Below are 19,252 nucleotides of genomic sequence, written 5' to 3' on the forward strand. Positions count from 1 at the left end.
CCGCGTAGACAAATCCGCGCAGCCGCAGCAAACTGCGCCTATGAAAGACGACACCACCTGGATTGATGCCAAGGGCCTGCTGTGCCCCCTGCCCGTTTTGCGCCTGCGCAAAGTGTTAGAGGGGCTGCCCGAAGGGGCCGTTGCACTATTAGAGGCGACCGACCCCGCCTCCTGGATCGATGTTCCGCATTTTTGTCACCAAACCGGGCATGAGCTGATCACACAAGACGATCAGAACGGCGTCAAAACATATCTTGTCCGGCGCCGCGTCGACGATTAGATCCGACCACCACTGATTGCACATCGCCTACATCCAATGCCGTCCTCGAATCCGAAAAACGCCTGTGGAGGAAAACCTCCACAGGCGTTTTGTTCGTTTTGCCCTTCTCCAACAATGCATATGCATGCTTTGCCGAGAAAGGGCAGATCATTGCCTGGACCTTAGCCCGCGTTCCACCAACCACGGCGTTTAGGCTTATCGGCCTGTTCCGGGGCTGGTTCTGGTTCGGCTTGCGCCGTTTCCAACCCTGGCTCTGCTGCGGGCGCGACGGAGGTAGGCTGTTCGGCCTGCACCTCGGCCTGCAACTCGGGTTGCGGCGCAGGGGCTTGCGCAGGCTCTGCCTCAACCACGGGGGCTGCAACCTCTGGTCCTGCGTCTGTATGCGGTGCTTCTGACTGTGGCGGCGCGCTAACGTCTTCCACGATCACAGGTTCTGGCGCGGGCTCAACCGCTGGCTCTGGCTGCGATACAGTTACATCCGCTGTCACGGCCTCTGCCACAACTGCGGCATCAGACGCGGTTTCCGCCACCGGCGTCGCTTGTTCTGCAGCCGCCTCGACCGTGTCGGTTTTCTTGCGACGGGTGCGGCGACGCTTCTTCGGTGCCTCCCCTTCCGCAGGTTCGGCAGCCTGTTCTTCAGTGGAAGGCTCAGCATCCGTAGCCGCCGTTTCGGCATCCGTGGCAACATCGGCTGGTGCATCAGACTTACTGCTGCGACGACGACGCGTACGGGTCTTTTTCGGCGCCTCTTCGGCAGCGGCTGGTTCTGCGCCCTCTGCAGTCACGACATCAGACGCCTCTGCCTGCGTGTCTGCCGCATCATCCTCAGACCCGGCCTCATCAGAGCTTTCAGAATCCGTATGTTCACCCGAAGATTTCCGACGACGCCGACGGCGCCGCTTCTTCTTCTTGGGCTGTCCATCTTCGCCTTCATCATGCGCCGGCGGTGCCGCTGTGGGCTCGGCATCATCGTCTTCAGGCGTCTCGTCGATTTCGACCACTTCGGCCTCATCGATCTCGGCCATCAGCTGCGCCGTAGCATGCACAACCGTTTCAGCGACTTCCGGAACGATCCGCGTTGCGGTCTTGAATTTTTCGATCGAGAAATCAGGCGAAACCAATGTTGGATCCGCTTCGATACGCACCGACAGGCCGTACCGCGCCTCGATCAGGGCCACATGCTCACGCTTGGCATTCATCAGGTAATTTGCCACCGCGACCGGGACTTTAACCAACACTTCGCGCGACCGCTTGCGCGTACCCTCTTCTTCGATGGCGCGCAGAACCTGCAGCGCAAGGCTATCGTCTGAACGAATCAAACCCGTGCCATGGCAATGTGCACATGGCTGCGTGGTGGATTCGATCATCCCGGGCCGCAACCGCTGACGCGACATCTCCATCAGACCAAAACCGGAAATCCGGCCAACTTGGATGCGCGCACGATCAGTCTTCAGCTTATCCTTCATCCGCTTTTCGACGGCGGCGTTGTTCTTACGCTCTTCCATGTCGATAAAGTCGATGACGATCAGACCGGCCAGATCACGCAACCGCAGCTGACGTGCAACTTCTTCCGCCGCCTCAAGGTTGGTTTTGACCGCTGTATCTTCAATCGAGCCTTCTTTCGTGGCCCGACCAGAGTTCACATCAACCGCCACCAGTGCTTCGGTCACGCCGATCACGATATACCCGCCAGAACGCAGCTGAACGACAGGGTTGAACATCTGTCCCAGATAGCTCTCGACCTGATACCGCGCAAACAGGGGCAGCTGTTCATTATAATGCTGAACGTTCTTGGCGTGGGACGGCATGATCATTTTCATGAAGTCCTTGGCCGCGCGATAACCGCGTTCGCCTTCAACCAAGACCTCATCAATATCCTTGGAGTACAGATCCCGGATAGAGCGCTTGATCAAATCGCCTTCTTCGTAAATCGGCGCGGGGGCGACAGATTTCATCGTCAGCGTGCGGATTTGCTCCCACATCCGCATCAGATATTCATAATCCCGGCGGATTTCCGTCTTGGTGCGCTGTGCACCTGCAGTGCGGATGATCAAACCCGCGCCTTGCGGCACCTCCAGCTCTGCTGCGATTTCCTTCAGTTTCTTACGGTCAGCGGCCTGTGTAATCTTACGCGAGATACCACCACCACGCGCGGTATTGGGCATCAAGACACAATAGCGGCCTGCAAGCGACAGATAGGTGGTCAGCGCAGCGCCTTTATTGCCGCGCTCTTCTTTCACGACTTGCACCAAAAGAATCTGGCGCACTTTGATCACTTCTTGAATTTTGAACCGGCGCGCACGCGGCTTGCGCGGGCGGCGAATTTCTTCCGTTACATCTTCATCAGCAACGGATTCAATACCCTCTTCTGCGGCACGTTCATCCGATGGGCCGGTCTCTGCCGCGTCCTCATCGGTATCATTATGCGTCTCGTCACCGTGGTCGGCCGCCTCAACCGCCGCGACATCTGGCGTACCAAGCGGGGCAGACAATTCACCAACAGCGTGATCGTTGTCATCGCCGTCATCAAGCACACCCATGCCCGGAATATCTTCCGAACGCACGACATCATCCGTGTCGGCTGCACGTTCGGCCTGCGCTGCTACGGGTGTGACGGCATCAACCGCATCCTCTGCTGCCTGCGGCTGATCTTCGGCTGCAACCTCTGGCTTGGTGGTGTTGCTGTCCTTGTCACGACGGCTGGAGCGACGACGACGCGAGCGCGTAGGCTTCTCATCCTCTTCTTCTTCGGCCTTGGCCAAAGCAGTCTCTTCTTCCAAAATCGCCTGACGGTCTGCCAGCGGAATTTGGTAGTAATCAGGATGGATTTCCGCAAACGCCAAAAAACCATGGCGATTTCCACCATAATCAACAAAGGCTGCCTGCAGCGATGGCTCGACCCGCGTTACTTTCGCAAGATAAATATTGCCAGCAAGCTGCCGTTTGTTAATGGTTTCAAAGTCGAATTCCTCAACCTTATTTCCGTCTGCCACAACCACGCGGGTTTCTTCCGCGTGCGTGGCATCGATAAGCATCTTCTTTGCCATAGATCCTGTTTCCCCATGCCGAAACAGGCGACAAGGTCACCCCCGCCGCCTGCGCGTCATGGTCTGTCTTGATAGCGAGCGCGCGCTGATACGGCATGGAGGCGGCGGCCAATAGTGGCCCGCCCGTCATCTCCAGTGCATCGCTCAAGCGCGTCATCGCAATTCGTCCCAAGCGCAAGCTATGAAAGCCCGGCGCCCAATTAAGATCCCTTCAAGTATACACCTGTCGGGCATGAGTACGGCCATAAGGCCAATCGGTTGACCCGGAATGCAGCCACGCCACATCATTTGGCGCGCGTTCAGATCCGAAAATCAGCGAATTTCATATGGGCAGAGGCCGCGGTTGCGCGGCTTACCTTCATCCGTCCACCATAGCGTGCGGCTTGTGGAAAACACAATGGGTTTTTCGTTAGGGAATGGTTAACGAAAATTCCCAAAGCAGTAACGGAAGTGCCAAAAATGACGAAAGGGGCCATGTGGCCCCTTTCCCATAGCTGTATGATTTCAATCGATTACAGATAATCTTGCCGCGTAAGCCCGTATTTTGCCATCTTCTCATTCAACGTCCGGCGTGGCAGGCACAATTCCTCCATCACGTTGGAAATAGAACCTTTATGCCGCCGCATCGTATTGTCGATCAGCATTTTTTCAAAATTCTCGACATATTCCTTCAGCGGCTTGCCCTCAGTCGTGATCGCAGGCACCTGCGGCTCATCATCCCCCTGCATCAGCAAAGACGCGATCGAGCCAGAGCCGCGGCGCGATTGCAGAACCGCACGCTCTGCGACATTGATAAGCTGACGAACATTGCCGGGCCATGGCGCCTGAAGCAGCTGCGCTGCCTCTTGGGCGGATAATTCCGGCGCATCGCAGCCATATTCCTCGGAGAATTGCTGTGACATAGAGGTGAATAGCGTCAGCACATCTTCCCCGCGATTGCGCAGCGGCGGCAAGGTGATTTTCAGCGCGGCCAAACGGAAATACAGATCGGGGCGCAGCGCATCTTCTACCGTCTGCCCTTCGCCATGCACGTTGCAGATGGCAATAGTCCGGGTTTCGGCGGGCGTTCCCTGGTCGTTGATAAACGTCAGCAGCCGCGCCTGCAGCGCAGAGCTCAGTGCCTCAACATCCTCCAGACAAAGGGTCCCGCCGCGCACCTCTTCTACCAAAGGTAGCCCGCTGTCTTCCACCGGGCCAAACAGCTTGGCGGACAGCGCGTCTTCGGCATAGGCCGCACAGGACACGGCAATAAATTTCTTCCCCGCACGCGGGCCGGTTGCATGAAGCGCATGCGCCACCAGCGTTTTGCCGGTGCCGGTTTCGCCATCAATCAAGACATGCCCATCAGCCTGGCCCAGATCCAAAATATCCTCGCGCAGACGCTCCATCGGACCCGAGGTCCCAATCAGCTTGCCGATCATCTGCTCGCCACCGGCCAGGTCTTTGCGCAAAGCGCGATTGTCCAGCGTTTGCCGCCGCTGATTGGTCGCGCGCTTGGCCAGCTCGGTCATGCGATCCGGGTCGAATGGCTTTTCCATGAAATCCATTGCACCCATGCGCATCGCTTCAACCGCCATGGGAACATCCCCATGTCCGGTGATCATGATCACCGGCAACCCGCTGTCGATCCCCATAAGCTTTTTCAAGAACGCCATGCCATCCATACCCGGCATCCGAATATCCGAGATGACAACCCCCGGCCAATCCGGGCCGATGGTTTTCAACGCCTCTTCGGCGCACTCAAAGGTTTGGGTATCGAAGCCAGACAAGGCCAGCCATTGGCTGACCGATTGGCGCAGATCTTCTTCATCGTCGACGATCGCGACTTTCATCATGCGTGCCATATGTCTTTCCTACCTCGCGGCGCTGGCTGCGCCATTTGACGCGGCAGCCTGCATTTCACCGATCAAGGGCAGCTGGACCTCAAAGACCGCACCACCCGTTTCGGTATTATGGGCCGTCATCCGGCCACCAAAATCACTTACGATAGAGGATGAAATTGCAAGGCCCAGCCCCGTTCCCTCCCCCGGTTTCTTCGTCGTCCAAAACGGCTCGAACAGCTTGTCCAAATCCTCTATCCCTGGTCCGTTGTCGCGCAAAGTCATCACCGCCGTCTCTCCGGCGCTTAACAAAATGTCGATCTGCGGGTCAGAGACCGTTTTGGTGGCATCAAGCGCATTTCGCAACAGGTTGATGATCACCTGTTCGAGACGAATGCGATCTACCATCACAATCACCTGATCACCGGGCAAGGCACGGGTGATCCGAACCGTTCGCGCCTTCAACTGTGGCTCCATCATAGACAAGGCAGAGGAAATCGCCAGACGCATATCTACAGGCTCAAATGCGGTGCCACCTTTGCGCGCATAGGATTTCAACTGTCGGGTGATCGCGCCCATACGTTCGATCAAATCATCAATACGCTGAAAGCTGGCCAATGCCTCTTCGCCCCGGCGCCGTTGCAATAACAGCCGCGCCCCAGCCAGATAAGTCTTCATCGCCGCCAGGGGCTGATTAAGCTCATGACTGACCGAAGCGGACATTTCCCCCAAAGCCGCAAGTTTTGACGATTGTGCCAAAGTCTGTTCGGCCACGGCCAGTTCTTTTTGCGCCCGTTCCCGTTCGGCAATCTCGCGTGACAGCCGGGCGTTCAACGCGCGCAGCTCGGCAGATTCGCGGCGCAGCGCCATGGATTGCACCCGCGCCCGCCGCGACAGCCAGTAAAACGCCAGCGCCAGAAGGATCGCAAAACCCATAATCTCTAACGACAAAACCGCATTCACCCGCTCACGCACGGAATCATATGAGGTGAACGCAACCATGCGCCAACCGCGGAACGGGATGCGCGTGTCGGTGCGCATCACACCGGTGCCGCGCAAATAGGCATCTGGCGGTTCATTCGCCAAATCCGCCGTTGCCTGCAATGCGCGCTGGATCGCCGTTGGCGCGGAACGGGCTTCCAACGCGGATTCCACCGTCAGCCCACGCCAGCGCGGTTCGGTGGTTAAGATGATCTCACCTTCACTATCAATCACCGCAACCGCATCCGAAATCCCCGCCCAGGCGCGTTCAAATTTCGACAGCTCTGCCTCAACGACAATCACGCCTACAGGCAAACCATTGCTAAGCAGCAGACGCGAGTAATTGAACTGAGAGCCGGTGCCCTCTTGTGTTTCGGTGGTAAACACCGTCTCGCGCGAGCGCTGCGCATCCACAAAGAAAGGAGCCGTGCTGTAGCTTGTGCCGATCAGGTTGCGGTTGGTGGCGGCAACGACCCGACCTGACATATCCAACAACCGGATTGAGGCGGCAGAAATATCTTCACGCGCCTGAATCAGTGCCGCAGAGGTGGCGGAATATTCCTGACTTTCCAACGCATTGGTTAAGGCAGGATCACGGGCAAGCAGCAGCGGCACAACAGAGGTCCGCTGTAATTCTGAAATTAAGTTCCCAGAATATAGGGCCAGACGCAGCTCAGTCCGCACGCGTGTTGTTTCGGTAAAACGCTCCGTCAACCAAGCGTTGGTGATCCACATTACACCAGCTGCAAGCAATAAAATAGCCGCAACCGCAAGACGCACTATCAAGCGTCCGCGGCGCGCGGCTTCGGGCATCACATCCCGGCTCACAATGGCAAGATCCTGAACCATGTGGCAAATCTAGGCGATTGCCGCAGGTTCAACAAGATGACGCGGATCAGGCGGTGACCGTCAGACCCGACAACGCGCGGAAAATCGCCGCCCCATCGGTGCCGCCATGGCCGGCTTCGGTTGCCCGTTCGGGATGCGGCATCATACCCAAGACCCGGCCGTTTTCGCTTAGGACACCAGCAATATCATCCACCGACCCATTCGGGTTATCGGCATAACGGAAAGCCACGCGACCGTCGCCTTCGATACGCTTCAATCCTTCAGCATCGATCTGATAATTGCCATCGTGATGCGCAATCGGGATTTCGACCTGCGACCCGGCGTTATAGCCGGATGTATATACCGAGGAAGTCTCTCCGACGATCAACTTAACAGGTTTGGAGATGAACTTCAGCGAGCCATTGCGCATCAACGCGCCCGGCAGCAACCGCATTTCGGTCAGAACCTGAAACCCGTTGCAGATCCCCAGAACATAGCCGCCTTTGCCCGCAAACTCAGCAACCGCTTTCCCGATTGGCGATTGTGAGGCGATAGCACCACACCGCAGATAATCACCATAGGAGAACCCGCCAGGAACGCCAACAATGTCGATACCTGCTGGCAATTCGCTGTCTTTGTGCCAAACCTTGACGACATCTGCGCCGGCCTGTTCAAATGCCACGGCAAGATCGCGGTCACAATTGGACCCTGGGAATGTGATTACAGCGGCTTTCATCGGTGACACTCCTGCCTATCGGTTGCCAATTGCGGCAATAAAGGGGGTCGGGGCAGGCAAACCGCGCCCCGAAGATGCGATCAGGCGATCTCGATCGTGTATTTTTCGATCACGGTATTGGCCAGAAGCTTTTCGCACATCTGTGCAACTTCGGCCTCTGCCGCAGCCTGTTCGGTGGCTTTCAGGTCCAGCTCGATGACTTTTCCCTGACGCACACCCTCAACCGAGCCGAAGCCCAACGCGCCAAGCGCGTGGCGAATGGCCTCACCTTGAGGGTCCAGAACGCCGTCTTTCAGCATGACATGAACGCGTGCTTTCATTGGTCAGACCCCTTTCAGTTGATCAGCGTGGGCTTGATATTGGTCGTGTTATTGGTCGGCAAGACGCCAAGCCGTCGCGCCACTTCGGTATAGGCATCCGCCAAATTACCCAGATCACGGCGGAACACGTCTTTGTCGAGCTTTTGACCCGTTTTCACATCCCACAAACGGCAGCTATCCGGGCTGATTTCATCGGCAACGATCAAACGCATGAAATCGCCATCCCAAACACGTCCGATCTCAATTTTGAAATCAACGAGCTTGATGCCGACGCCATAGAAGATCCCAGCCAGGAAATCATTGACCCGCAACGCCAGCGCAACAATATCGTCCAAATCTTGCTGCGTGGCCCAGCCGAAGGCGATGATATATTCTTCAGGGACCAACGGGTCGCCCAGATCATCATTCTTATAGCTATATTCAACGATTGGGCGCGGCAAAGGCGTGCCTTCTTCCATACCCAGACGTTTCGCCATCGAACCTGCCGCGAAATTGCGCACGATCACTTCCAGCGGCACGATTTCGACCTGACGGATCAGCTGCTCACGCATGTTCAGACGTTTGATGAAGTGGTTCGGCACGCCCACATTGGTCAGCCCGGTCATAAAGAATTCAGACAGGCGATTGTTCAGCACGCCTTTACCTTCGATCACGTCCTTTTTCTGGGCGTTGAACGCGGTAGCATCATCCTTGAAATACTGAACCAGAGTTCCCGGCTCGGGACCTTCATACAGGACTTTCGCTTTGCCTTCGTAAATCTTTTTGCGCCGGGGTGCCATTTGCTCTCCGTTCGGATCAGGGTCGGCGGCGCCGATAAACGGCGTTCCGACCGGTGCCGGGCACAACGCCCGTTTGCGCCGCTATAGGACAAGGACGCCGCTCTCGCAAGGCAAAGCAGTGGCTATCGCGGCTATTTCACCATCCATAGGGCCCTCACATCGCCGCAACCGCGCTATGAACGCCCTTTTGGTCGCGTATGCACCATTCTCTACGCCGCTGCGCCAATCATATTGGAAACAGCTTCCGCGTCTACATAATACAGATTCGCACAGTGTCTCGCGGGCCAATATCGAAAATAAATCACGCATAAGTTGCATGCCCGTTAAGCGGATGTGAACCCCCAAAGGCGTATTCCGACATTGGGATGATCAAGGGGTGACGTGTATGGGCGATCACAAAAACAACTATCGCGGACCATTCGGATCTGCGACTGCACGCACGAACCGTGGCGCGCGCGCCGCCCACCGCGCCCGCGAATACGCCGCGCAGGTTCAGACCCCTGCTGTCGCACTAGCCCCGCTGTCGCATCGCCGCGGCTCGGCACTAGATGCCTCATTGGCGCCAGAGCCAAGCGCACATGAGATTGCGGCAGACACGGCCCTCTCTACCTCTTTGCCTGGCTGGGCCAAAGCCCTGCGTCGACAAGGATTGGCAATTGCCCTGCTATTGGGATTTGCGTGGCTGTTGCGTGAACGGATTGCCGCGCTGGACGTGGATGCGATTTTCGTTGCTTTTCAACAGGTCTCTGCCTTGCAATGGATCGGTGCGGCGCTGGCCTGTTGGGCCTCTTTTGCTGCGCTTGCGAATTACGATGCGCTTATCCACCGCGCGATGGGCACCAACCAACAAGACGCGCAGGCCAAGCGCGCTGGCTGGGTGGCCATTGCCATCTCGCAAACCGTTGGGTTCGGGCTGGTGTCAGGTGCATTGGTGCGTTGGCGCATGTTGCCAGGCTTTTCGCTGATTGAAGCGTCAAAACTAACCGCCACCGTCGCTGCAACATTCTTGGCCGGTTGGGCGGTTTTAACGGCATCGGTCTTGTTGCTTGCGCCCGTGCAGCTGCCCGGATTGCCCGTATTTGCGGTTCAGGGGCTGGCGCTTGTTGGGTTGGCCGCAGGCGGGACGCTGGCCATGCTGGCCCTGTGGAAGCCGGGCTGGCAGATTGGCAAATGGCGGTTAAGCCTGCCCACACTGCCCGTTATGGGAAAAGTTCTGTGGTTGGCGCTGCTTGACACCATTTTTGCCGCTGCCGCCCTGTATATTTTGATGCCTGAAGGCACGGTCCATCCGCTGGTCGCGCTTTACCCGGCCTTTCTTCTTGCACTTGGGGCTGGGTTCGTGTCGGGCACGCCAGGAGGCATCGGACCGTTCGAGGTGACGCTTCTTATGCTGCTGCCCGGTGCCGAACAGGCCCCGCTGTTAGCGGCCGTTCTGGCGTGGCGCGTATTGTATTACGGTGCGCCAGCCGCGTTGGCGATGGGGGTTGTGGCACTGGGTGCCCCAGAGCGCCCTATTTTGGAACGCAGCCGCCTGATCCCCCCCGCGACCGAGCTGACACCGCGCATCGCCCAATTGGTTGGCGAAGCCCGTCAGGCCGAGGTCGGGCTGCTGCGTCAGGGCGAACATTCGATCCTCTTAGAGCAGGATATGTGTGGCGGCTGGATGGTCGGCCGCACACAACAGGTTCTGGTCGGCCTGCGCGACCCGTTCGGCCGGTTTCACGCTGACGAAATGCTACGAACCTTGCGGCGCCACGCACATGAACAAGGACGTCTGGCGTGCCTGTATAAAATCACCGGGCGCACCGCCGCCACGGCCCGCACGCTGGGATGGCAGGTCGCACCGGTCGCTGTGGAATGCTGGCTTCGCCCGGCCCAGTTTACACTAGACACCCCGACCCGGTCCGGCCTGCGCCGCAAACTGCGTAAGGCCAAAAAGCAGGGGCTGACAACAACCCATACCAACACCGATATGCCGCTACCCGAGATGCAGGCTGTGGCACAAGACTGGGCCAACATGCGCGGCGGTGAACGCGGTTTTTCGATGGGCCGGTTTGCGCATGATTATATCGAAGAACATGAAGTCATCTTGGCCCATATAGACGGGCGTCTGGTTGGCTTTGCCTCTTTCCACGCCAATCGGCATGAATGGGCGCTGGATTTGATGCGCACTGCACATGATGCGCCCGATGGCACAGTGCATGCTTTGATCACCGCCGCCATTGAAGCCGCTGCCCAAGACGAGTGTCCGCGCCTATCCTTGGCGGCGTTGCCTCCGCGCGCTGAAGATGTGAACGGCCCCGCCGCCCGCGTATGGCGACGCGCGGAAAAAGAGGCCGGCGCGGCGGGGCTGCGCCAATTCAAAATGGGCTTCGACCCGCAGCTAAGCACATTATATATCGCCGCACCGACCCGCTCAGCCTTGGCGCTCGCCGCCGCTGATATTGCCCGCACGATCCGACGGCCAGCCCCATTGACAACAATGGCCGGAGATCAACCCGCCTCAAGTTCAACATGAGCAGAAGGAATTTGCCAAATTGGTCCAAAGGTGGCACAGGGGACGACAAACGCAGTTCTTGCTGCCATAGATGATGACGTGAAAGGCCTGCCCCATGACGAATGCGCTTAGCCGCTTGCTGGAAACCCGTGACTGGCTGATGACCGATGGCGCCACAGGGACAAACCTGTTCAACATGGGCCTCAGCTCTGGCGATGCGCCGGAATTATGGAACATTGACGAGCCGCAGAAAATCACCACGCTGTATTCGCTGGCGGTTGATGCAGGGTCTGACATTTTTCTGACCAACAGCTTTGGCGGCAACGCGTCGCGGCTAAAACTGCATGACGCACAAGACCGCGTGCACGAGCTGAACAAAGCCGCGGCAGAGCTGGGCCGGAACGTCGCAGATAAGGCCGGGCGCACCGTGGTTGTCGCAGGCTCTGCCGGGCCAACCGGTGATATCTTTGAACCGATGGGCACCATGACCCACGCCATCGCCGTTGAGATGTTCCATGAGCAGGCCGAAGGGCTAAAGGCGGGCGGCGCGGATATTCTTTGGGTCGAAACAATTTCCGCCCCCGAGGAATATAAAGCCGCAGCCGAAGCTGCACGTTTGGCGAATATGCCATGGTGCGGCACCATGAGCTTTGACACGGCAGGGCGCACCATGATGGGCGTGACCTCTGCCGCTATGGCCGCAATGGTGGAGAAACTGGATCACCCGCCGATCGCCTTTGGTGCAAATTGTGGCGTTGGCGCTTCGGATCTGCTGCGCACAGCGCTGGGTTTTTCGGCGGCTGGCACGGAACGTCCGATCATTGCAAAGGGCAATGCCGGGATTCCAAAATATGTCGACGGCCATATCCACTATGATGGCACGCCAGAGCTGATGGCAGATTATGCTGTCATGGCCCGTGATTGCGGCGCAACCATCATTGGCGGCTGCTGTGGCACGATGGCAGAGCATTTGCGCGCGATGCGAGAAGCGTTGGAAACCCGCCCGCGTGGGGAGCGCCCGACATTGGAGCAAATCTCGGCGCGTCTGGGTGGCTTTTCCTCGGATGATGATGGTCTGGGCGAAGGCGGATCAGCAAAACGCGAACGTCGCGGCCGTCGCCGCACATAACCTGCCACGCCAGAACCGTAGTGATCGAAATGGTTGCCCAGTAGAATGGGCCAACCATTTCGATCACGTTCGCCCGCACACAATGATGCGCCCCGCACAGCCAAGGATATTCCAATGACCCGCCACGACCCCTCCTCCGGCTTAGAACAGCGAAAGCTGATCGCCCGGTCGTGGGGGAATGGCAAAACGGGTGCAATCCAGCACAGGCAGATGATCAGTCAGCCCAAGCCTGCGACAGCTAACCCGGAACCGCTGTGCCAACAAATCGGCCATCGTCCCCTCTCCCGTCATACGGGCGCCAAATTCCGGGTCGTTCAGCTTACCGCCGCGCATATCAGCAATCGCGCCCAGCACTTTATCGGCGCGCAATGGCATTTCGCGTGTCAGCCAATCGGCGAACAGCGGCGCAACCTCATGTGGCAATCGGATCAGCAGCATGGCAGCAGCTTTAGCCCCAGCCCGGCGTGCCTCAGTCAAGATCGCCTCCAATTCATGGTCGGTCAATCCGGGGATCATCGGCGCGGCCATGACGCGCAAGGGAATGCCCGCACGCGACAGCTCACGGATAATCTTCAGCCGGGTTTGCGGCGCGGGCGCGCGTGGTTCCATCTTACGCGCCAAATCGGCATCCAATGTCGTGACACTGACCGCCACGCTGACCAATCCGCGCGCGGCCATGTCAGACAAAATGTCCACATCGCGCAGGATCTGCGCCCCGCGCGTAGTGATTTGAACGGGATGGTTGAATTCCGACAAAACCTCAAGCACGCCACGCATAATTCTGTGTTCGGTTTCAATTGGTTGATAGGGGTCGGTGTTGGTGCCAATCGCCAATGGTCCAACCACATAACCCGGCCGCGACAGCTCTGCTGCCAAACGCTGCGGTGCTTCGGGCCGCGCGATCAGCTTGGTTTCAAAGTCAATCCCTGCAGACAGCCCCAAATAGCCGTGACTGGGCCGCGCGAAGCAATAAATGCAGCCGTGCTCGCAACCGCGATAGGGGTTCAGCGACCGATCAAAGGGCACATCCGGGCTGGAATTGCGCGTAATCACCTTGCGCGGGCGCTCCAACGACACTTCGGTTCGCAATTTGACCTCATCACGCGGGCTGTCCCAACCGTCATCCTCGATCAAGGTGACATAGGGTTCAAACCGCCCCGCAGGGCGTGTATGCGCCCCCCGCGCTTTCAGGCGCAAAGCAGGGTCGACAGGGGGAAGATCAAGGGGCAACATCTGTCTCATGCGCACAAAATAGAACACAACGAGAACATCCGCCAGAGACTTTCACGATTAACTGTGCAATCGTCGCATCAGACCTTACTGGTGTCGTAAAACTGCAATTATCGCGGGAGGTTATCCCGCATTCCTGTGTAAACCGCTTTCGGGAGAGAGTGCATGTCCAACGAAGACGACGAAATCATCCTATCTGAACTGAATGACGACGATCTCGTCTTGCAGATGATGGACGACCTTTATGATGGCCTCAAGGAAGAGATCGCGGAAGCGGTCGGTATCTTGCTTGAACGCGGCTGGCAGCCCTATGACGTTTTGACCAAGGCATTGGTCGCCGGCATGACCGTGGTTGGCAATGACTTCCGCGATGGCATCCTGTTCGTGCCAGAAGTGCTGATGGCCGCCGGCGCAATGAAAGGCGGCATGGCGATTTTGAAACCATTGTTGATCGAAACCGATGCGCCGAAAATGGGCAAAATGGTGATCGGTACGGTTAAAGGCGACATCCATGACATCGGCAAAAACCTTGTCGCAATGATGATGGAGGGCGCGGGCTTTGAGGTCGTTGACCTTGGGATCAATAATGCCGTCGACAGCTATCTGGAAGCGGCGGAACGTGAAGGCGCTGATATCATTGGTATGTCGGCCCTGCTGACAACAACGATGCCCTATATGAAAGTCGTGATCGACACCCTGAAAGAACAGGGCAAGCGCGATGATTATCTTGTGCTGATCGGCGGCGCCCCGCTGAACGAAGAATTCGGCAAGGCGATTGGCGCCGATGCCTACTGCCGTGACGCGGCTGTGGCTGTGCAAACCGCCAAAGACATGATTGCACGCAAACATAATCTGCGTGGATAAGTGCCTTTGATCGGCATCTTTGTTTAGAATGCCGATGATGTGATGGCATGGGCCCTGAAATTTTCTTCGGGGCCTTTTCCTTTTTTAACTCTCGCCCCATAATTATAGCTAGAGGAGAGAGAGATGCCTTTGCCACATTTTCTTCTACTGATCTTTGCCGTGATCGTCGCCGCGGCTATATCGCTGTGGGCAGCTGCGTTTGTCGGCGTCCCATTGCCCGCCCTTGCCATGATTGTGCTGCTGGCGGCGGGGTTGGTGCGTATGATTACCCGCGTTGAATAGATACCGATGTTGCAAGTTCCAACCGATGATGCCGCTTTGACCGATGAAGGCCTGGCGCCGCGTGGTGTTGGCCGCGTGCTGCTGATCGCCTGCGGGGCTTTGGCACGCGAAATACTGGACCTGACGCGGCGCAATGGCTGGAATCATTTAGATTTGACCTGCCTTCCTGCAATTTTACACAACAGTCCGGAAAAAATTCCCGCCGCGGTGGAAGCGGCCTTGATCAAGCACCAAAACGATTATGCGAAAATTTTTGTGGTCTATGCTGATTGCGGCACCGGCGGGGCGTTACAAGCTGTCTGCGACGCCCATGACGTTGAAATGATCGCAGGCCCACATTGCTATGCGTTTTTTGAGGGGGTGGAGGCTTTCACCCGCAACGCAGAGGATGAGTTCACCGCCTTCTATCTGACCGACTTTCTGGTGCGCCAATTTGATGCGTTCGTTTGGAAACCACTGGGGCTGGACCGCTATCCGGAACTGCTATCAACCTATTTCGGGCATTATGAAACGCTGGTATATCAGGCGCAAACGGATGATCCCGAACTGAATGCCAAAGCGCGCGACTGCGCACAGAGGTTGGGATTGACCTATCAGCGGCGTTTTACCGGATATGGCGATCTGGAACCCGCCCTTGCCGCGCAGGCGGGCTGACATCCGCTCATCCCCCCTAACGGAGCCGGGCGGCGAACCGCCCGTGCCCCTGCTTCGCCGTCGCAGCTTAAGCCGCCGCTTTGGCAGGCACAGCGATCTTAGAAATATTTGCAAGGCTCATCAGATGCGCATAGATCAGCGGCAATATGCCAGATGTCCGCAGCTTCAAGAATTCCTCATCGGGCAGCTCATTCAGCGCTTTCTCATCGATCACGCATAAACCGTGCAGGCTGGACGACAGCACCCCTTCGGCATCGCGCGCCTCGATATTCACGCTGCGGAACAGTTTCATATCCGCCAACATCTTTAATACCGCCTCTGTCCGCTTGGCGGCGATCGCATAATCTGTGATCAGCTTAATCGCCGCTTCGGTGAAGGCAGTTTGATTGCCATCATCGCCAAACAGCCGCTGGCCTTCGCCCGCCTCAACCAGACCCGTGAACGCACTATCAACGCAGACAAGCGCGTTGGTATCGGCTTGTTCGCCCAAGATAAACGGATAGCGACGCAGATAGGCCGGCAAATAGCCCTTGGTCCAGCCCCCGTCTGCATCCACATATTGGTTCACACCCGAATGGGAGCCGCATAGAAAAACCGAAGCAAACCCGGTTTCCGTCGGCGCAAAAACGATTGGCAAGTGCCCGCTCGCCGCGGCGAACTCATCCACCACACAGGGGATCAAATGCGATCCGGCTGCAAATTTGAAAGGTGTGCGGCTGGGCGCTATCCGGTGATTCAGGTGATCTTGCCGCGATACAGCGACCACTGATTTATAAAACATCGGTAAATTGCTCATGAAAAACATTCCTTTTTTGGTCAGGCCGGGTCGTGGCAGATCCACGCCTTGCCCGTGGCATCAATCGTGCAAACCATAGCGTTTGAACACCACCACACGCAATATCGCGCAGAAATGCACCCCAACTGTTCGCCTATACCCGAAATTCGGTCGCAATCCCTATATTGCACCTTGGCAAAAATCGCCTATTTTAAAGCTGTTCTCAGGGCGGGGTGAAATTCCCCACCGGCGGTTACAGCCCGCGAGCGCCTTACCATTATTGGCAAGGGTCAGCAGATCCGGTGAAACTCCGGGGCCGACGGTATAGTCCGGATGAAAGAGAACCTTTTGCAGCAGCACTTCGGTGATGCTTCAAGGGGCTTGCCTTGGGACCTGACGCAACAACGGAAGGTTCCGAAATGTCTGATTTTACCAACACCCGCATCGCGTTCATCCGTGCCCGCTGGCATGCGGATATTGTCGATCGTGCCCATGATGGATTCTTGGCTGAGGCCGAGACCCTGATGCCGGGCTGTGTTACCGATGCCTATGACGTGCCGGGCGCGTTTGAAATGCCCCTGCTGGCGAAGAAACTTGCCGCGACAGGAAAATATGATGCTGTTGTGGCCGCAGCCTTTGTGGTCGATGGCGGCATCTATCGTCATGATTTCGTGGCCGCCGCTGTGGTCAACGGCCTGATGGAGGCGCAAATGACGACCGATGTTCCGGTGTTTTCAGTGTCTTTAACCCCGCATAATTATCAAGAGACACAGCTGCTGACGGATTTTTACCGCACGCATTTCATTTCCAAAGGGGCGGAGGCCGCGCGCGCGGTCAAAGGCGTTTTGGACATTGAATTGCCCAGCGCACAACTGCACAGCCTACCCGGCGCCGTGGTCAACGGCTGATCATACAGTAGGGGCGCTTCGCGGCGCCCCCTTTGCTTTTTTAACCTATGGACCATGTGATGGCGCCGCAAATCAGACCCGCGCATTTGGCAGATTTACCCTGCATCTTGCAGATCATCGACGCGGCCTATGCGCCATATATCGTGCGGATGGGGCAAAAACCCGGCCCTATGCTGGATGATTACGCCGCCTTGATTCGCAGCAACACAATTGAGGTGCTTGACGATGATGGCGCATGTGGGATCTTAGTCTTACTGCCCCAAAAGGACGCGATGCTGCTGGACAATGTCGCGATTGCGCCCGACGCACAAGGTAAGGGTTATGGCAAACAGCTGATGTGCCACGCCGAAAATGCGGCACGCGACGCGGGTTTTGACCGCATCCGGCTATATACCAATGAGGTCATGGTTGAAAATCTCGCGATATATGCGCGGCTTGGCTATCACGAGACCCATCGCGTCACTGAAAAAGGTCTGAACCGGGTCTATATGGAAAAGCCGCTGTAGCGGCGCGAAGTTGGTTGAGGGCCGCTTTCGGCCCCCAACCGCTGGCGTGATATCGCGGTTATTTTGCCGCCGGAATGTGCAAAATCTGTCGGTGGTCGCGCTTAGGCCCAATCACGGCAGACATATTTCAGCTCCATGAATTCCTGCATCCCCATTCGCGCCCCTTCACGCCCCAAACCGGATTGCTTCATCCCTCCAAATGGAATTGGCGCGCCGGTGACTTTGGTCCGGTTCACCGCAACCATCCCATATTGTAATGCGCGCGTAGCCCGGTAAATCCGCTTGGGATTGGTGGAATGCACATAGGCGACAAGGCCATATTCGCTGTCATTGGCCCGGGCGAATACCTCGTCCTCGCTGTCAAACGGGCTGATCGCGGCAACGGGGCCAAAGGTCTCTTCGCGCATAATCTTCGCGCTATCTGGCACATCCACCAACACAGTCGGCGCATAGAACAGTGACCCAAAGGGCAGCCGATTACCGCCACAGGTTATCCGCGCCCCCTGTGCCAAGGCATCGGCCACCTGATCTTCTTGTTTGGCCACCGCGCGTTCATTCATCAGCGGGCCGATGTCGGGATCATCCATCCCCCGCCCAACCGTCAAAGCCTGCGTCGCAGCCGTGAATTTCTCGCAAAACGCGTCATAGACCGGCCGTTCGACATAGATCCGGTTGGCCCCCAGACAATCTTGACCCGAGGTCGCAAATTTCGCCTTCATCACCTCTGTCACCGCGCGGTCCAGATCGGCACCTTTGAACACGATCACCGGCGCATGGCCGCCCAGCTCCAGCACCAGCTTTTTCACCGTTGAGGCCGATTGCGCATAAAGCAACTTTCCGACCTCGGTCGAGCCGGTGAAGGACAGCGCACGTATACGGGTATCTTCGGTCCAGGGTTTTACGATCGTGGCTGCATCCCCGGTAATCACATTGAACACACCAGGCGGAAAGCCCGCGCGCTCTGCCAATTCCGCCAGTGCAAGCGCAGAATACGGCGTCTCGGCAGATGGGTGCGCGACCACAGTGCAGCCGGCCGCCAAGGCCGCAGCCGCCTTGCGGGTCAGCATCGCACATGGGAAGTTCCACGGTGTGATCAGCGCCACAACGCCCACCGGTTCCATCCACAGTTCTACCTCCGCATCATGCAGATGCGATGTGACGCCTTCGACATTCGGGCGCTTGGCTTCCTCTGCATAAAACTCAATGAAGCTTGCAGCATAATCGATTTCGCCGCGCGCCTCTGACAGGGGTTTGCCCTGCTCCAGCACCATAATGCGGGCCAGATCCTCTTTGGCAGCAACAATCAGATCATACCAGCGGCGCAGCAATGTTGACCGCTCTTGCGGCAATGTCACCGAAAACGCATCAAACGCTGTTTGCGCAGCATCGACAGCCTGTGTCGCCTGTGCCGGGGACAAGCTGGCCACATCACCCAGACGCGCCCCATCTGCGGGGTTTTTCACCGCAAAACTGACATCGCCGTCGCCGCTGATCCACCGCCCGTTCACATAGGAAAAACTGCGCAGCAAGCGTTTGTCTTCAATATCCGCCCTTGCGGAGATCGCTGTATCAAGCATGTCTGGCCTCATTTGTTGCTGTATCCAGCTTGGGCCATA

General features: G+C 57.4%; 17 protein-coding genes and 1 riboswitch. Of the genes, 8 read left to right on the forward strand and 9 right to left on the reverse strand.

The window, feature by feature from the left end:
• The first annotated feature begins 40 nt into the window (after positions 1–40).
• A complete protein-coding gene (locus BFP70_RS17375; protein WP_066012894.1) occupies positions 41–280 on the forward strand; it encodes a sulfurtransferase TusA family protein in 240 nt (79 codons plus the stop codon).
• A 161-nt stretch (positions 281–441) separates the two neighbouring features.
• Here the strand turns inward: BFP70_RS17375 and BFP70_RS17380 are convergent, their stop codons facing one another.
• The 6 genes from BFP70_RS17380 to purC form a co-directional block, all read right to left on the reverse strand.
• On the reverse strand, positions 442–3,327 hold the full coding sequence (locus BFP70_RS17380; protein WP_066012895.1) for a ribonuclease E/G: 2,886 nt from the start codon (positions 3,325–3,327) through the stop codon (positions 442–444).
• A gap of 512 nt (positions 3,328–3,839) precedes the next feature.
• A complete protein-coding gene (locus tag BFP70_RS17385) occupies positions 3,840–5,171 on the reverse strand; it encodes a sigma-54 dependent transcriptional regulator (protein ID WP_066012896.1) in 1,332 nt (443 codons plus the stop codon).
• Between the two features lie 9 nt (positions 5,172–5,180).
• Complete coding sequence (locus tag BFP70_RS17390) at positions 5,181–6,941, reverse strand: ATP-binding protein (RefSeq protein ID WP_066012952.1); 1,761 nt, start codon at positions 6,939–6,941, stop codon at positions 5,181–5,183.
• 82 nt (positions 6,942–7,023) lie between these two features.
• Complete coding sequence (purQ, locus tag BFP70_RS17395) at positions 7,024–7,692, reverse strand: phosphoribosylformylglycinamidine synthase subunit PurQ (RefSeq protein WP_066012897.1); 669 nt, start codon at positions 7,690–7,692, stop codon at positions 7,024–7,026.
• 80 nt (positions 7,693–7,772) lie between these two features.
• On the reverse strand, positions 7,773–8,012 hold the full coding sequence (gene purS, locus BFP70_RS17400) for a phosphoribosylformylglycinamidine synthase subunit PurS (protein ID WP_066012898.1): 240 nt from the start codon (positions 8,010–8,012) through the stop codon (positions 7,773–7,775).
• A gap of 14 nt (positions 8,013–8,026) precedes the next feature.
• A complete protein-coding gene (gene purC / locus BFP70_RS17405; RefSeq protein WP_066012899.1) occupies positions 8,027–8,791 on the reverse strand; it encodes a phosphoribosylaminoimidazolesuccinocarboxamide synthase in 765 nt (254 codons plus the stop codon).
• 385 nt (positions 8,792–9,176) lie between these two features.
• Here purC and BFP70_RS17410 point away from each other — a divergent pair, with 385 nt between their 5' ends.
• Both BFP70_RS17410 and bmt read left to right on the forward strand, forming a co-directional pair.
• Positions 9,177–11,309 (forward strand): phosphatidylglycerol lysyltransferase domain-containing protein, encoded by a 2,133-nt coding sequence (locus tag BFP70_RS17410; protein ID WP_066012900.1) that lies wholly within the window; start codon positions 9,177–9,179, stop codon positions 11,307–11,309.
• Between the two features lie 94 nt (positions 11,310–11,403).
• Positions 11,404–12,417 carry a betaine--homocysteine S-methyltransferase gene (gene bmt / locus BFP70_RS17415; protein ID WP_066012901.1) on the forward strand — a complete coding sequence of 338 codons (1,014 nt, stop codon included), beginning with the start codon at positions 11,404–11,406 and terminating at the stop codon, positions 12,415–12,417.
• A 141-nt stretch (positions 12,418–12,558) separates the two neighbouring features.
• Here bmt and BFP70_RS17420 read toward each other — a convergent pair whose 3' ends face one another.
• On the reverse strand, positions 12,559–13,659 hold the full coding sequence (locus BFP70_RS17420) for a PA0069 family radical SAM protein (RefSeq protein ID WP_083217591.1): 1,101 nt from the start codon (positions 13,657–13,659) through the stop codon (positions 12,559–12,561).
• A gap of 153 nt (positions 13,660–13,812) precedes the next feature.
• Here BFP70_RS17420 and BFP70_RS17425 point away from each other — a divergent pair, with 153 nt between their 5' ends.
• The 3 genes from BFP70_RS17425 (at position 13,813) to BFP70_RS17430 (ending at position 15,447) form a co-directional block, all read left to right on the forward strand.
• A complete protein-coding gene (locus tag BFP70_RS17425; RefSeq protein WP_066012903.1) occupies positions 13,813–14,511 on the forward strand; it encodes a B12-binding domain-containing protein in 699 nt (232 codons plus the stop codon).
• A 123-nt stretch (positions 14,512–14,634) separates the two neighbouring features.
• Entirely contained in the window at positions 14,635–14,793 is a 159-nt protein-coding gene (locus BFP70_RS21130) for a hypothetical protein (protein ID WP_176715598.1), read from the forward strand.
• 6 nt (positions 14,794–14,799) lie between these two features.
• On the forward strand, positions 14,800–15,447 hold the full coding sequence (locus BFP70_RS17430; protein ID WP_066012904.1) for a DUF1638 domain-containing protein: 648 nt from the start codon (positions 14,800–14,802) through the stop codon (positions 15,445–15,447).
• A 67-nt stretch (positions 15,448–15,514) separates the two neighbouring features.
• Here the strand turns inward: BFP70_RS17430 and BFP70_RS17435 are convergent, their stop codons facing one another.
• Positions 15,515–16,243, reverse strand: a complete 729-nt coding sequence (locus tag BFP70_RS17435; protein ID WP_066012905.1) for a SapC family protein — start codon at positions 16,241–16,243, stop codon at positions 15,515–15,517.
• A 194-nt stretch (positions 16,244–16,437) separates the two neighbouring features.
• A riboswitch (FMN riboswitch) is annotated at positions 16,438–16,571 on the forward strand.
• A 70-nt stretch (positions 16,572–16,641) separates the two neighbouring features.
• Between BFP70_RS17435 and BFP70_RS17440 the strand changes: the two genes are divergently transcribed.
• Together BFP70_RS17440 and BFP70_RS17445 are read left to right on the forward strand one after the other, a co-directional pair.
• Entirely contained in the window at positions 16,642–17,130 is a 489-nt protein-coding gene (locus BFP70_RS17440) for a 6,7-dimethyl-8-ribityllumazine synthase (protein WP_066012906.1), read from the forward strand.
• A gap of 59 nt (positions 17,131–17,189) precedes the next feature.
• Complete coding sequence (locus tag BFP70_RS17445; RefSeq protein ID WP_066012953.1) at positions 17,190–17,636, forward strand: GNAT family N-acetyltransferase; 447 nt, start codon at positions 17,190–17,192, stop codon at positions 17,634–17,636.
• A gap of 101 nt (positions 17,637–17,737) precedes the next feature.
• On the opposite strand, the gene BFP70_RS17450 is transcribed toward BFP70_RS17445, so the two are convergent.
• On the reverse strand, positions 17,738–19,213 hold the full coding sequence (locus BFP70_RS17450; RefSeq protein WP_066012907.1) for an NAD-dependent succinate-semialdehyde dehydrogenase: 1,476 nt from the start codon (positions 19,211–19,213) through the stop codon (positions 17,738–17,740).
• Between the last annotated feature and the right edge of the window lie 39 nt (positions 19,214–19,252).

Source organism: Thioclava sp. SK-1 (assembly GCF_001705665.1).
GTDB lineage: Bacteria > Pseudomonadota > Alphaproteobacteria > Rhodobacterales > Rhodobacteraceae > Thioclava.